Below are 14,819 nucleotides of genomic sequence, written 5' to 3'. Positions count from 1 at the left end.
CCACGTTCGGTAAGGAAAAACTGTGACAACCCCTGTGCGTTCTGCGGCCAGTATGCCGTCGACGCTGGCCGCCAACGACGATGCGGCTGCTGCGCCAAAAACCCAACGTTCCACCCTGAACAAACTTCCCTACATCGAACGCGGAACGCCGCAGTTTATACGCGTTACGTTGGCGTTGTTTTCTGCCGGTCTGGCGACGTTCGCCTTGTTGTATTGTGTGCAACCGATTCTGCCGGTTTTATCACAAGACTTTGGCATCTCCCCTGCGGAAAGTAGCCTGTCATTGTCAGTATCCACCGGCTTGCTGGCGCTCGGTTTGATGTTTACCGGCCCGCTTTCCGATGCCATTGGCCGTAAACCGGTTATGGTCGTGGCGCTGCTGCTGGCGGCAATCTGCACCCTGATATGCGCCTTTATGACCAGTTGGCAAGGCATCTTGTTGATGCGTGCGTTGATAGGGCTTTCATTGAGCGGTGTCGCTGCCGTCGGCATGACCTATTTGAGCGAGGAAATCCATCCCAGCTTTGTCGCTTTTTCTATGGGCTTGTATATCAGCGGGAACTCGATCGGTGGCATGAGTGGCCGCCTGGTGACTGGAGTACTGACCGATTTCTTCTCCTGGCGTGTATCACTGGCCGTAATTGGGTTATTTGCCTTGGCTGCCGCCTGTATGTTCTGGCGCATTTTGCCCGCCTCCACGCACTTTCGTGCCAGTTCACTGCGTCCACGCACCTTGCTGATAAACTTTCGTCTGCATTGGCACGACAAGGGATTGCCATTGCTGTTCGCCGAAGGGTTTCTACTGATGGGCAGCTTCGTGACCATGTTTAACTATATCGGTTACCGCCTGCTGTCTGATCCTTACCATCTCAGCCAGGCGATTGTGGGCTTGCTGTCGGTGGTGTACCTGACCGGCTCCTACAGTTCACCCAAAGCCGGTGCCATGACCAGCCGTTTTGGCCGCGGGCCCGTGCTATTGGCTTCAACGCTGATTATGCTGATCGGGATTCTTATCACCGCACTGGCTCCGGTAGCGGTTATTTTTCTCGGCATGATGTTGTTCACCGCCGGTTTCTTTGCCGCCCACTCTGTCGCCAGCAGTTGGATTGGACGTCGCGCCCGCCGGGCCAAAGGCCAGGCATCATCACTCTACCTGTTCTGTTACTACGTAGGCTCCAGCGTCGCGGGTACACTTGGCGGTGTTTTCTGGCACAGTTTCGGCTGGAATGGCGTCGTGGTGTTTATCAGCGTGATGCTGCTGCTGGCTTTACTGGTCGTGCACTACCTGAAAAAACTGCCGGAAGCTGCACGCATTTAATCCCCTGTTCACCGCCTGCCCGCTATTGACTCTGGCGGGCGGTGACCTTGATTCCCCTGCCAGGCCTGGACCACTCGATGTTCACCCCGTCACGGTGGCTGATGTTGCCCTTTTGTTTGCCGTCCTCTTAATGTATGTTGTAACTAAAATGAGAGGTGAATGATGGACAAGTACGGTTTAATCGGCAGGATGAATGCTTGTTTCAATGAGCTGGAACAGGCGCTGGCCGCTCTCCACCAGCAGATCCTGCCGCTGCGCTTGCTGGCTGGCCGGGTATTCAGTCTGCCGGAGATAGAGAAAGGCAAAGAACATGCGGCTGTGGAGCAGATCGCCGTCGAGCAGCATCTTGGCCAGGCGGCACGTGATTTGGCGCTGGAACACGTCCAGCGGCTGTTTATCCATCACAACAAGCATAACGTCAGCAGCAAGGCGGCGGTACGCCTGCCCGGCGTGTTCTGCTTGGCGGTGGAACAACCGGAATACCGGGCGATACAGGCGCAGGTTGCTTTGATTAACCGACTCAAAGCCGAGCTGGAGCAGATTATCACCGTCGACTCCGGCCTGGCACCGGAGCAGCGTTTTGACTTTGTTCACACTCACCTGCACGGCCTGATCACCCTCAGCGCCTATCGTACCCTCACCGTTTTGACGAATCCGGATTCCGTGCGTTTCGGCTGGGCCAACAAGCACATTATCAAGAACGTGAAACGCGATGATATTCTGGCTCAATTGGAAAAAAGCCTGAAGGCTGGGCGTGCAGTTCCGCCCTATAACCGTGAGCAATGGGCCGAGCTGGTCGGCCGCGAGATCGAGGATGTCAGCCGTCTGCCGCAGCAAGCGACGTTGAAAATTAAACGCCCGGTAAAAGTGCAGCCCATCGCCCGTGTTTGGTATCAGCCGCAGCAAAAGCAGGTACAACACCCCTGCCCGCTACCGCTGATTGCCCTGTGCCAGGTTGAGCTCGGTGCCAAGGTGCCAAAGATTGGCGAGCTGCTCAATTACGACGCCGCGGCGGTCAAACACAAATACAAGCCAGACGCCAAACCGCTACGACTGCTGGTTAAACGGCTGCATCTTTATACCGACATGCCTACTCGCTGAGGCTGTAAACCCGCAGGCGGTGGCCGTCCGGATCGGTGGCGACAAAGCTGTAACCAAAGTCCAGCGTCACAGGTGGCTGAATTATCTCAAGCCCTTGTTCACACCACTGCGGGTAAAGCGCATCCACTTGCTGCGGCGTTTCGCACATAAAACCGATTTCTCCGCCGCCACCGGTAACCCTTGCGGCAGGCTCCACGGTATGTTTCGACCACATCGCTAATTTGAAGCCGTTACCCAGCACAAACAGCGCAAAGGTAGGCGAAAGTTCCACCGGTGCCTGCCCCAATAAACGGCGGTAAAAAGCAGCACTCTTTTCTGGGTTATCAACGTACAGAAGGGTCATGTTCGGCATGGTCATCTTATCCACCTTAGGGCTGAGGGGAACCGGTTGGTTCCCGATAACCCAAGGCTAAACGGGTCTGCTGACAGTTTTTGGCAGCAGTGATGATTACTGCGGTGGGATGCCCTGCGCTTTATGCCACTCTTTCATCAACATGCGGCGGCCTCTCGGGTAACGCTGTTCCAGTAGCGTCGCCCGGTGAATGCGGTCGAGGCGGAAATGGCGAAAGGACTGGCGTAGTTCGCACCAGGCAACCAGCATTCGTGTCTGTTCAAAATACCCGAGCGCAAATGGCCACAGAATACGTTCACTGACGTTACCCTCGCGGTCACAGTAATCCACCGCGAGCTTACGCTCCTGACGGATGACGTCGCGAATCAGCACCAGCGTCTCATCCGCAACCTTCACTAAGTCCATCGGGCCAATCAGTAACGTACTGGCCTCCAGCTCATCGCGCAGCGTTGCAGGCAAAACGTCGGCGATTTTTGCCAACGCGTTATTGGCTGCGCCCGCCAGTTGGCTGTCGCCTCGTCGTCCTACCCAGCGCATCCCCAACACCAGCGCCTCTATTTCTTGTTGGGAGAACATCAGGGGTGGCAACATAAAGCCAGGCCGCAATACATAACCGACACCCGCCTCACCGACGATCTCAGCCCCCTGCTGTTGCAACGTGGCTATGTCACGGTACAACGTGCGCATACTGACCTTCATTTCCTGTGCTAACGCCTGGCCGGTGACCGGGTAGCGATGCCGCCGTAAGATCTGCATGAGATCGAATAAACGCTCGGTACGCGACATCCATTTCTCTCCATAAAAAAGGGCTTACCCTAAGTAAGCCCTGTGCAATGCAGACTATCAATTACTTCTTCATACTTCCAACCATCTCTTCTGGGCGGACCCACAGATCAAACTGTTCTTCCGTCAGGTAACCCAGCTTCAGCGCCGACGCCTTCAATGTCAGGCCTTCTTTATGCGCTTTTTTGGCGATTTCTGCGGCCTTGTCATAGCCAATATGCGTATTCAGCGCGGTCACCAACATCAGCGACTCATTCAGCAACTGGCTGATGCGGTCACGATTAGGTTCGATACCTACCGCACAATGCTCGTTAAAGCCTTGCATACCGTCGGCCAATAGGCGGATGGACTGCAAATAGTTGTGGATCACCATCGGGCGGAATACGTTCAACTCAAAGTTGCCAGAAGCACCGCCAATATTCACCGCCACGTCGTTGCCCAGCACCTGTGCGCACAGCATGGTCATCGCTTCGCACTGGGTCGGGTTCACCTTACCCGGCATGATCGAGCTGCCCGGTTCGTTTTCCGGGATGGCGATTTCACCAATGCCGCAACGTGGGCCGGACGACAGCCAACGCACATCGTTAGCAATTTTCATCAACGACGCTGCCAGGCCTTTTAGTGCACCGTGGCCCTGTACCAGCGCATCACAGGTCGCCAGTGCTTCAAACTTGTTGGGTGCCGTGACAAACGGCTGTTGCGTCAGCTCGGCCAGCGCCTTCGCAACGCGAACGGCGTATTCCGGATGCGTATTCAGCCCAGTGCCCACGGCGGTGCCACCCAGCGCCAGTTCGCAAATATGCGGAATGCTGTCTTCAATATGGCGCAGACTGTGCGCCAACATTGCTGCCCAACCGGAAATTTCCTGGCCAAGGGTCAGCGGCGTAGCGTCCTGCAAATGGGTGCGGCCGATTTTAACGATATCGCGGAAGGCATCCGCTTTGTCGCTCAAGGTTTTATGCAGCACGTTCAATTCGGGGATCAGATGCTCGCGCACGGCAAGCACAGCGGCGACATGCATCGCGGTCGGAAACACGTCGTTGGAACTTTGGCTCTTGTTGACGTCGTCATTCGGGTGCACCCGCCGCTCTTCGCCGCGTACGCCCCCCAATAACTCACTGGCGCGGTTAGCCAGCACTTCATTCATGTTCATGTTGGTCTGGGTACCGGAGCCGGTCTGCCAGATTGACAACGGGAATTCATCTGTATGCTGATCCGCCAGTACTTCATCGGCGGCGCGGATAATCGCATTGGCCCGCTCGGCCGGCAGCAGTCCCAAATCCATATTCACGCTGGCCGCGGCGCGTTTGGTCAACGCCAGTGCGTGAATCAAGGCGGTCGGCATCTTCTCAGAGGAAATACGAAAGTGCTCCAGAGAACGCTGCGTTTGCGCGCCCCATAGCCTTTCTGCCGGCACTTCGATGGGTCCCATAGAGTCTTTTTCAATACGAACGGCTGCCATCACGATCTCCTTAGTACAATTCCTAAAAATGTACGATTACGCCAACGTACTCGAGCCCGTCAGCACACCCATCCAGTATAGTGACATAATAACTATTCGCATTAAGAGAGTTACCTCACAGCATTTTTTCTTCATTGTCTTAAACAGTGTGCGGGCATTATTTTTTAGCTCCCATTCTCTCCCCCTTCTTCTACCTCATAGTGCGGAATAATAAAAAAGCGCCATCTGGCACTCTTAATATTTATTGCACGGCACACCTATTAATGGTGGTGTTGGTTATAGGCATTAATTCTTTGGTCCTGCAGATGGTTGATTTCATCGTAGGCGTCCTGACGTTCATTGTGGCGGTACACCCCCACGCCGACAGCACCGGCCACCGCAGCGACGGGGTGAGCGACCGTTGTTGTCGCAACCGGAGCGGCAGTCACCACCACAGGTGCAGGTGCCACAACGACCGGCCGCGGTACAACAACCACGGGACGAGGCGCCACAATCACCGGCCTGGGTGCCACCACCACGGGCCTGGCAACGCCATAGCCATATGCATGGGTAACAACGACAGCCGCATTAGCACCCGACGTGCACATAACCAGAACCAGTAAAAGTTTTTTCATCAGCGCCTCAGCGTTAAGTCATTATCAGAGAGTCGGTTTATTGGTCTGCACTGTATAGCGACGCCATTGGGTAATTTAAGCCATTTGTGTGGTTGCTGATAAAATCGGAATAATTATGATGAAAGATATATTCACCCGGTAATAATTCACGTCAAAAAACACAGATTGAAATATATTGGAGCATAATACTACGGACAAAATATTTATTTCGGTATGCATGCCGGATTTACGCTGAGCCACAATAACAGGTTATTTATTCTACCTTCCCCCGCCCGGTGTTGTGCCACCCTGGCCTTTGTCAAGGGACAGGGGAATTGTGACTGTTGACGCTATCACGTTATACTTTGCCAGCCGCGGGGCAGCGGCACAGATGAGCCACATGTTTGATCATCCCCCCCTTTCTCGCCGTCGTTCGGGTGTAGGATGGAGCTCGCCTAATTTGTTTGTTTTAGCCTTTTATCCCCCCTGGCTTTCAACGTGCAGTGTGAAAACCAAAGGGGATAAATCAGTCAGCTACTTACCGTCACCCGGCGGCGAATGCAAAGGATGTTTATCAAGATGCAAAAAATGATCAACGCAGTGCAGAACTATGCGTGGGGCAGTCACGACGCATTAACTCAGCTGTATGGTATCGCCAACCCACAAGGGTTGCCGATGGCCGAGCTGTGGATGGGCGCTCACCCGAAGAGCAGCTCGCGCGTAGCGGGGTCCGACGGCAATTTGCGCTCACTGCGCGATGTCATTGATGAAGATCAGTCCAAGCAATTGGGCACCGACGTCGCCCGCCGTTTTGGCGAGTTGCCCTTCCTGTTCAAAGTGCTGTGCGCCGATCAACCGCTGTCAATTCAAGTGCACCCGAGCAAGTCTGCGGCTGAAATCGGTTTTGCCAAAGAAAACGCGGCGGGCATTCCACTGGATGCGGCCGAGCGCAATTATAAAGATCCCAATCACAAACCTGAGCTGGTGTTTGCCCTGACGCCATTCCTGGCGATGAACGGCTTCCGTGAACTGTCCGATATTGTTTCCCTGTTACAGCCACTCGCCGGGGCGCATCACGATATTGCCGCGTTCTTGCAACAGCCTGACGTCACCCGCTTATCAGCGCTGTTTGCCAGCCTGTTGGCGATGAGCGGTGAGCAAAAAGCGTTGGCGCTCGGCGTACTGAAAGCCGCGTTGAACAACCAACAGGGTGAGCCTTGGGATACCGTGCGCTTTATCGCTGGTTTCTACCCGGAAGACAGCGGCCTGTTTTCACCGTTGCTGCTGAACGTGGTTCAGCTCAAGCCAGGCGAAGCGATGTTCCTGTATGCCGAAACCCCACACGCCTACCTGAAAGGCGTTGCACTGGAAGTGATGGCCAACTCGGACAATGTACTGCGTGCCGGCCTGACACCAAAGTTCATTGATATCCCAGAATTGCTGGCTAATCTGCAATTCCGCCCGCAGCCGGCTGCCGGTCTGCTGACTCAGCCACAAAAACGCGGCGATGAGCTCTTCTTCCCCATCCCGGTTGACGATTTCGCGTTCTCGTTACACGACCTTTCCGCCACCCCGCAGGCGCTGACACAAAATAGTGCCGCTATTTTGTTCTGCGTAGACGGTGAAGCCGTGCTGACCAAGCAAAACCAGCAATTGGTCCTCAAACCGGGTGAATCCTGCTTTATTGGCGCGTTTGAATCGCCGGTTAGCGTCAGCGGTTCGGGCCGAATCGCCCGTGTTTATAACCTGTTGTCGTAAACACTCGGTAAATTTCCGCAAATTGGTTGCTGAAAGAGTGGCTTACCTTCACAATTAAACGCCTGCGGGCGTTTTTTTATTGGCCCAAATTTGCCCAGCCACCTGCTTAAGACAGTTGGCTTAATAAGGATGAACAGAACTATGAAAAAATCGTTAGTCGCTGTTAGCGTCATTGTGGTTCTTGGCGCAGCATGGACCGGGGCTTCCTGGTACACCGGCAAACTGATCGAACAACGGATGGGTGAAGTGGTTGATAACGCCAACAGCCAACTCAAAGCCTATCTGCCAAAAGCCGGTGTCAAACTGGGTTACGAAAATTACCAACGCGGTATTTTCAGCAGCAAAATTCGCTATGTCCTGCGCGCTGACGGCAGCGTCACGACTGACGATGCGCCTCTGAAAGCCGGCGATGAAGTCGCGTTTATGGAAACCATCGATCACGGCCCGTTCCCGCTGGCCCAGTTGAAAAAATTCAACCTGTTACCGAGCATGGCGTCGGTGCATACCGAACTGGAAAACACCGCAGCAACTAAAGGTCTGTTTGAGATCACCAAGGGTAAATCGCTGTTCACCGCCGAATCCCGCATTTCTTACTCGGGCGACACCTCGTCCGCTATTGACGTGATCCCGCTGGATTACCAAAAAGACAAGTCAGCGCTGAAGTTCGGCGGTGCAACCATCAATGCCGATGTATCACGCGATATGAAAGCCATCACGCTGGACGCCAGCAGCGACAGCGCCGTGATCAGCGGACCAAACCAGTTTGGTCAAACCGAACAGGTGCAGCTGCTGGGCGCTACGCTGAAAAGCAACACCCACGCAGGTCAGTTCGATCTCAGCCTGGGTAACCAGAATCTGGCAGTAAAACAGGTTAAGGTTGCCGTTGACGGTAAAGAAACGCTGACGCTGGACGGCTTTAAATTGGCAAGCCAATTCGGTGAGAAAGACAGCAATCTGAACGGCCAGATCGATTACACCATGGACGCGTTGAAGATCCAAAACAGCGACTTCGGCTCCGGTAAGTTGACGTTAAAAATCGACAAACTGGACGCAAAATCGCTGAAAGAGTTCGCCGACCGTTACAACCAACAAGCGATGGCGATGCTGCAGCAGGCACAAACGATGGATCCTGTGGCCTATCAGCAGCAAACCACCGATATCCTGCTGCAAAATCTGCCGCTGCTGTTGAAAGGCAACCCGACCATTAGCGTTGCCCCGTTGAGCTGGAAAAACAGCAAGGGTGAAAGCACCTTTACCCTGAATCTGGACCTGACCGACCCGGCGCAAGCTGGCTCACCGGCAGAGTCGCCAGACCAATTGATTGCCCGTTCAGTGAAAAAACTGGATGCAAACCTGAGCATTCCTGTCGCAATGGCAACTGAAATCACGTCACAAACTGCATTACTGCAGGGTTACAGTGCTGAAGAAGCTCAGAAACTGGCACAGCAACAGGTGCAAGGGCTGGCGGCCATGGGGCAGATGTTCAAACTGACCACCTTGAAAGACGACGTGATTGGCAGCAGCTTCCATTACGCCGACAATCAGGTTGATCTGAACGGCAACAAGATGTCACTGCAAGAGTTCATCGGCACCTTCGGTCTGCTGGGAGCTCCAGCGGAAGACGGGGCCCCGGCTCAGGACGCCGCGCCGGCACCAGCCCAGTAATCCCCGTTCGAAAAGCATTGAGGCCCGCTTAGCGGGCCTTTTTATTGCTAAACCCCATACACCGCATCGCGGATCTGCTGCGGATAGAGCCCACTCATCCCCTCAAACGCCGTATTGGTCAACGCCACCACGCTCAATGCTGCCTGCGGATCGTAAAACCAACTGTGCCCATACACACCGCCCCACTGCAGAGTGCCATTGTGCTGTGGCGTCGCCGCCAACTGCGCGTCCACCAAGACCGCGCCACCAAAGCCAAAGCCCCAGCCCGGCCCCTGAATTTCAGCCTCTGCCCCAACATGGGGTTGGCGCATCAGTTCCGCCGTGGCCGGTTGCAAAATGCCGTCGCCGCCATTGCGCAATGTTTCCACCAGCCGCAGCACATCATCAGCATCACCGACCATACCGGCTCCGCCGGAGGCATAGGCCTGAGGATCAAGCCCGCGTGAAGGCGACAATTCGATAGCGAAGCCAAAGCCTTCCGGCAAGGCCAGCCGCATCCCATCATAAATGGGTTCTGGACGGGCAGCCGTATCCTGATAGGCCGTAGCCAGATTGTCGGCCTGAGCGGCGTGAAAACCGGTATTTCCCAATCCCAACGGTTGTGCAACCCAGGCATTGAATAACTGTGGCAGTGGCTCCCCCGCAACCTGCTCCAACACGGCCCCCAGCACGTCGATAGACAGAGAATAATTAAACTCGTGACCCGGCTCGGCCAGCAGGTCCGCCTGCGCCAACAGGCGCAAGTTCTGTTCCAGCGTCAATGACGACAGCGCCATACCGTCCTGAATGCCCAAACGCTGATATACCCCATCATCAGGCTGATTAAAGCGATAACTCAACCCGGCAGTGTGGCTCAGTAAGTGACGGATTTTAATCTCGGGGTGACGACCGTCAGGCAACGTCGGCGTGAACCAGGGTAACCAACGGCTGACCGCATCATCCAAATTCAGCTTTTGCTGTTCGACCATGCGCATCGCCGCCAATGTGATGTAGGGCTTGGAGACTGACGACAGCAGGAATTGCGTCTCACGCCGCATAGGCCGCTGTTGCTCTCGATCGGCGTAGCCGTAGGCTTCGGCGTAAATGACGGTGCCGTGTTGCGCCACCAACACCACGCTGCCGACGATACGCTCTTCTTCAATTGCCCGCAGGCTGACCGCCTGAACTCTTTCTGCTAATGACTGATTCACTGTCGACATGTTTTATTGCTCTCTGAGGGGTAATAAAATCAGTCTAAAGTGATTATTATAAAATTAAATACCTGGTTACTTAACGAATCATTAAGCAGGGATTATCGATAGATGAGCTCACTGTTGCAGTTACTGCCGTTTTTTGAAGCCGTGGCCCGGTTAGGCAGTTTTACCCAGGCCGCTAATCACCTGGGCGTCACCCCACCCGCCGTGTCACAAAACATACAGGCTCTGGAAACACGTTTGGGTGTACGTTTGTTTAACCGTACCAGCAGGTCGGTTCGGCTAAGCGATGAAGGCCGTCTCTTTTACCAGCGAGTGGCTCCTGCTATGGGGCAAATAGACGTAGCTGCTGATGACGTCCGTAGCCTGCACGGCCGCCCTTCCGGTTTATTGCGTATTACCTTGCCGCAGCTGGCCGCGTCGTTACTGGTGATGCCTTATCTGACGGAGTTTCTGGCGCGTTACCCTGAGGTGCAGCTTGAGCTGTTTACCGACGACCATTTTTCCGATCTGGTGTTGGACAATTTCGATGCCGGTATCCGTATGCGTGCCATGGTGCAAAAAGACATGGTTGCGGTGCCGATCGACAAGGACCAACGGCGTGTGATCATTGCCACGCCGGGCTATCTGGCACAGCACGGCACACCGCTGACTCCCCAGGCACTGAGCGAGCATAACTGCCTGCGCTACCGCTTCCCCGGCAGTGGAAAATTTGAACCTTGGTACTTCAGGCAGGACGGCGGGCAGCTCACCCTTGAAGCCAGTGGCAGCCTGATCTTTAACGAGGACAGGTTGATTAAAGACGCCGCGCTGGCCGGTTTGGGCATCACCCAACGCTTTGCCAGCACCGTACAACACGAGCTCAATAATGGGCAGTTGGTGGAGATTCTGTCGGATTACAGCGGTGACTTCCCCGGCTTTTTCATCTACTTTCCCGCCAATCGGCATATGCCGCTCAAGCTGCGGGTATTTATTGATTTTATGCGTGAAAAACGGGCTCAGCAGCATAACCCCAACGCCTTAAGGCAATAACCAATTTCATCGAAGGCGAAAATGGTCAGGTAACCCATTCGGGGCCAATCGTGATCCGTCATGAACAGTGGTTCACGAGGGGGTTCTCTTTGGGAGCAATGGCGATCGGTTGGCGTTCAGCAGGGTAAATTGAGAGGGTATTAACGAGAGGGGCACGCCTGTGCATTTTACCTTATTTGCATCACGGTAATCGGGACTGGCGTTAATATGATAACTGGGGCACCGTGGCGCCCCAGCGGTGATTATTTCTTATCTAATACCTGAACAATGCGGTAGGTCGCCGCAACCCGATCATCATTCGGGAACCATTTGTTTGCCAGCATCACCACGGCGATTTTTTGCGATGGGATAAATACGGCGTAGGTTGAGAACCCACCGGTCGAGCCGGTTTTGTTATACCAACTGGCGGCCTGTTCCTGTTGTGGTGGCGTGATCGCCGTTGCAGGGGTGCCGTTCATGATCATCCCCGCGTTGTTCCCTTCGGTAAGACGGGTTAAATCGACCGGATAAGCGTAGTTTTCCCACATCAAATCTTGGGTGAAAACCCCTGCCTTGTAGTAACCGACATGGGTAGCAGCCAGTGCGCTGCGCCATTTTTCCGCCACTGTGATCTGTTGCAGGTTGGCATCCAGATAACGAATCAAATCGCGGGCGTTGGACTTGATGCCATAGGATTCGGCGTCCAGTGGGCCTGGGTTCACACGCACCGGTTTATCTTGCTTGTCGTAGCCCTGTGCGTAATTGGCCATTTGATCGGTAGGAACATGGATATAGGTATGAGTCATGCCCAGTGCCGGCAGCAGAGTCTGTTCCATCGCCTTGGCAAACGGCTGGTTGAGGCTTTTCGCCGTGATCATCCCCAGCATGCCGATACCCATATTGGAATAAATGCGCGTGCTGCCTGCCGGGTGCTGCGGTCGCCAGTTTTTATAATAGGCCATCAGCTGTGCGTTGTTGGTCACCTCATCGGGCACAAACAACGGTAATCCAGAGGTATGCGTCGCCAGGTTCAGCAAGCTGACATGGTCAAATGCGCTGCCGCGCAGTTCAGGCAGATAACGACTGGCGGGCTCTGAGAACGACAGTTTGCCCTCATTTTGGGCATAGGCAGCCAATGTGGCAGTGAAGGTTTTGCTCAATGAACCGATTTCAAACAGCGTTTGGTTGGTGATCGGTTTACCTGTCTGTTTGGACGCAACGCCGTAGTGATAGAACTGCTGTTTTCCCTCTACCGACACGGCGATTGCCATACCCGGCACGCCGTATTTCTGCATCAGCGGTTGAACGATGGCGTCAATGTCTGCTTTATCGGCAGCATGGCCAGCAGGCAAGATTAATGTGGCGAGCAGCGCGGCCGCCAGGCGATTTATTTTCATCATGTAAAAACTCATGGGTTGCAGGGTATCGGCCGATGGCAAAAGATTTTATTGTCATTCAACACGCGGATATCCTTGGGTGGTGATGCGATTCCTTTTCTGACTGCGTGACTTCCGCAACAGTTGCGCAAAATATCGGGGTTTAGCCTTGCCTTGACAAGCGATAATAATTTCAGCCAGCATAAAGAAAAACTTATGGCTATCATTATGCGCAACCGACTTCCCCTGAATGCACTGCGAGCGTTTGAATCTTCCGCTCGTCATCTGAACTTTACGCGCGCCGGGCTGGAGCTCAGTGTAACCCAAGCCGCTGTCAGTCAACAGGTACGTACGCTTGAGCAACAGCTGGGTATTCAGCTGTTCCGTCGCCTGCCGCGCGGGCTGGACCTGACCGAGGAAGGACAGGCACTGCTGCCAATATTGACGGATGCTTTTGATCGTATTGAATCGGTGTTGCAGCAGTTTGAAGGTGGGCATTTCCATGAAGTGCTGACGGTCGCCGTGGTCGGCACCTTTGCCGTGGGTTGGCTCATGCCCCGCCTGGCGGCCTTCAGAGAAGCACATCCGTTTATCGATTTGCGGGTGCTGACCAATAATAACCTGGTCAATCTGTCCGCTGACGGGATGGATTTTGCTATTCGTTTTGGCGAGGGCCGATGGCCAGCAACCCATAACGTTAAATTGTTTGACGCGCCACTGACCGTGTTGTGTCCGCCCGACGTCGCGGAACGGCTGCACACACCGCAAGATCTGCAAAACGAGCGGCTGATGCGCAGTTACCGCAAAGACGAATGGGAATGCTGGTTCACCGCTGCAGGGATCCCCCCCTGGCGCATTAACGGCCCGGTGTTTGACTCGTCTCGGCTGATGGTGGAAGGTGCAATTCACAGCAGCGGCGTGGCGTTAGCCCCGGCGTGTATGTTTACCCGCGAGCTCCGGGAAGGCATTCTGCAACGCCCTTTCACCGCCGAAGCGAATTTAGGCGGGTATTGGCTCACCTACCTGAAATCACGCGATATGACGCCAGCGATGAAAATGTTTGTGAGTTGGCTATTGCAACAGGCCAACGATGAGCAGAATTGAGATCAGGCCGAGCCGCGTTTGATCAGCATCGGTGGCAGGATGACGTTTTGCGGCGGCAGCCCGGCATCCGTAATCCGTTGTAGCAAGCGTGAAGCGGCACTGCGGCCCACTTCACGTGCCGAGCTGGAAACCAGTGTCAACGGCGGTTCGGTCAGTTCGGCTTCGGGCACATCGCCAAAGCCAATCAACGCCACCTGCTGGCCGTAGTAGGTGTCGACCCCTTCCGAGCCGATACTGCGCCCACTGCGCACGATACCAAAGTAGGCCCCCAACGCGACCGATGCCTTGTGGCAAACCAGTGCGCTGATATTCGGGTGTTGCCGCAGCAAATGTTCAGCCGCTTCCGCCGCCGAACGCTGATGGCAGTCACACTCAATAATCCAATCGGAGCGGAAAGGCAGACCATACTGTACCAGCGTGGAACAAAATCCCCCGAGCCGTTCGGCACGCGTCAGAGAACTGCTCTCACCCCCCAGGTAAGCGATTTGGCTGTGCCCACGTTTGATTAAGAATTCGGTGGCTATTTTAGCCGCTTGCATATTGTCGGGCCGCACCACATCAACCCCTTCGAGCCCATTAGAGCGTGCTGCACAGACCAGTGGCACCCCCTGTTCTGCCGCTTTTTCCTTCAGCCCTTCGGCCAGACGGACGCCCCCCGCCAGCACAATGCCGTCAACCCCGTGTTCCAGCAACGTATCAAAACACCGCATTAGCCCCTTGCCGTCGCGGCCGCTTTGGGTCAGAAACAGCACTTTGCCATGCGCTTCCAGCACCTCGCTTAGCCCCGCCGTCATTTCCGCATAAAACGGCTCGCAGATATCGCGCAGGATCAGTCCAATCACCCCCGACTCTCCGCCACGCAAGGTCGCAGCCTGGCGGTTACGCACATAGCCCAAGCGTTCAATCGCCTGATTCACCCGCGCCACGGTGGTGGGTGAAATACGCCCTTTGCCACTCAGCACCAGCGAAACCGTGGTCACAGAGACACCGGCCTGCTGGGCGACATCGGTAATGGTGATCTTTTTGATGGTCGTAACCTCTGCGAGCCCGATCCTGGGCATTCTGTCCCCATTTCCTTTCACACGACTGAGCAATGACGTGAA

The 14,819-nt window shown here is 54.9% G+C and carries 13 protein-coding genes; 6 read left to right on the top strand and 7 right to left on the bottom strand.

Translation table 11 applies throughout. From position 1 onward, the window contains the following. Positions 1 to 52: 52 nt before the first annotated feature. Together JOE25_RS05840 and tus are read left to right on the top strand one after the other, a co-directional pair. The gene (locus JOE25_RS05840; RefSeq protein ID WP_209634191.1) at positions 53 to 1,318 is read left to right on the top strand and encodes an MFS transporter; all 1,266 of its coding nucleotides are present in this window, start codon (positions 53 to 55) and stop codon (positions 1,316 to 1,318) included. A gap of 162 nt (positions 1,319 to 1,480) precedes the next feature. Then, positions 1,481 to 2,419 (top strand): DNA replication terminus site-binding protein, encoded by a 939-nt coding sequence (gene tus, locus JOE25_RS05835; RefSeq protein WP_209634189.1) that lies wholly within the window; start codon positions 1,481 to 1,483, stop codon positions 2,417 to 2,419. Here tus and JOE25_RS05830 read toward each other — a convergent pair. The 4 genes from JOE25_RS05830 to JOE25_RS05815 form a co-directional block, all read right to left on the bottom strand. Further along, a complete protein-coding gene (locus JOE25_RS05830; protein WP_209633158.1) occupies positions 2,409 to 2,777 on the bottom strand; it encodes a VOC family protein in 369 nt (122 codons plus the stop codon). The genes tus and JOE25_RS05830 overlap by 11 nt on opposite strands. Positions 2,778 to 2,867: 90 nt before the next feature. Beyond that, positions 2,868 to 3,557, bottom strand: a complete 690-nt coding sequence (locus JOE25_RS05825) for a YafY family protein (RefSeq protein ID WP_209633156.1) — start codon at positions 3,555 to 3,557, stop codon at positions 2,868 to 2,870. A gap of 61 nt (positions 3,558 to 3,618) precedes the next feature. Further along, positions 3,619 to 5,016, bottom strand: coding sequence for a class II fumarate hydratase (fumC, locus tag JOE25_RS05820; RefSeq protein ID WP_209633154.1), 1,398 nt, complete (start codon positions 5,014 to 5,016; stop codon positions 3,619 to 3,621). A gap of 260 nt (positions 5,017 to 5,276) precedes the next feature. Further along, positions 5,277 to 5,630, bottom strand: coding sequence for a hypothetical protein (locus tag JOE25_RS05815; protein ID WP_209633152.1), 354 nt, complete (start codon positions 5,628 to 5,630; stop codon positions 5,277 to 5,279). Positions 5,631 to 6,188: 558 nt separating this feature from the next. Here JOE25_RS05815 and manA point away from each other — a divergent pair. Beyond that, entirely contained in the window at positions 6,189 to 7,367 is a 1,179-nt protein-coding gene (manA, locus tag JOE25_RS05810) for a mannose-6-phosphate isomerase (RefSeq protein WP_209633150.1), read from the top strand. A gap of 141 nt (positions 7,368 to 7,508) precedes the next feature. Next, positions 7,509 to 9,032, top strand: coding sequence for a YdgA family protein (locus JOE25_RS05805; protein WP_209633148.1), 1,524 nt, complete (start codon positions 7,509 to 7,511; stop codon positions 9,030 to 9,032). Positions 9,033 to 9,079: 47 nt separating this feature from the next. Here JOE25_RS05805 and JOE25_RS05800 read toward each other — a convergent pair whose 3' ends face one another. After that, positions 9,080 to 10,231 (bottom strand): serine hydrolase domain-containing protein, encoded by a 1,152-nt coding sequence (locus JOE25_RS05800; protein WP_209633146.1) that lies wholly within the window; start codon positions 10,229 to 10,231, stop codon positions 9,080 to 9,082. Positions 10,232 to 10,333: 102 nt separating this feature from the next. Here JOE25_RS05800 and JOE25_RS05795 point away from each other — a divergent pair, with 102 nt between their 5' ends. Then, positions 10,334 to 11,257 (top strand): LysR family transcriptional regulator, encoded by a 924-nt coding sequence (locus JOE25_RS05795; protein WP_209633145.1) that lies wholly within the window; start codon positions 10,334 to 10,336, stop codon positions 11,255 to 11,257. Between the two features lie 242 nt (positions 11,258 to 11,499). Here the strand turns inward: JOE25_RS05795 and ampC are convergent, their stop codons facing one another. Continuing rightward, positions 11,500 to 12,636 carry a class C beta-lactamase gene (gene ampC, locus JOE25_RS05790; RefSeq protein WP_209633143.1) on the bottom strand — a complete coding sequence of 379 codons (1,137 nt, stop codon included), beginning with the start codon at positions 12,634 to 12,636 and terminating at the stop codon, positions 11,500 to 11,502. A gap of 192 nt (positions 12,637 to 12,828) precedes the next feature. On the opposite strand from ampC, the gene JOE25_RS05785 reads away from it, so the two are divergent. Beyond that, a complete protein-coding gene (locus JOE25_RS05785; RefSeq protein WP_209633141.1) occupies positions 12,829 to 13,716 on the top strand; it encodes a LysR family transcriptional regulator in 888 nt (295 codons plus the stop codon). 2 nt (positions 13,717 to 13,718) lie between these two features. Here JOE25_RS05785 and JOE25_RS05780 read toward each other — a convergent pair whose 3' ends face one another. Continuing rightward, on the bottom strand, positions 13,719 to 14,777 hold the full coding sequence (locus tag JOE25_RS05780; RefSeq protein WP_209633139.1) for a Mal regulon transcriptional regulator MalI: 1,059 nt from the start codon (positions 14,775 to 14,777) through the stop codon (positions 13,719 to 13,721). Positions 14,778 to 14,819 lie beyond the last annotated feature (42 nt).

Source organism: Serratia sp. PL17 (genome assembly GCF_017832355.1).
In the GTDB taxonomy this organism is placed as follows: Bacteria; Pseudomonadota; Gammaproteobacteria; order Enterobacterales; family Enterobacteriaceae; genus Serratia.
Note: the sequence above shows the minus strand (reverse complement) of the source record. Positions and strands in the feature narration are given on the sequence as shown.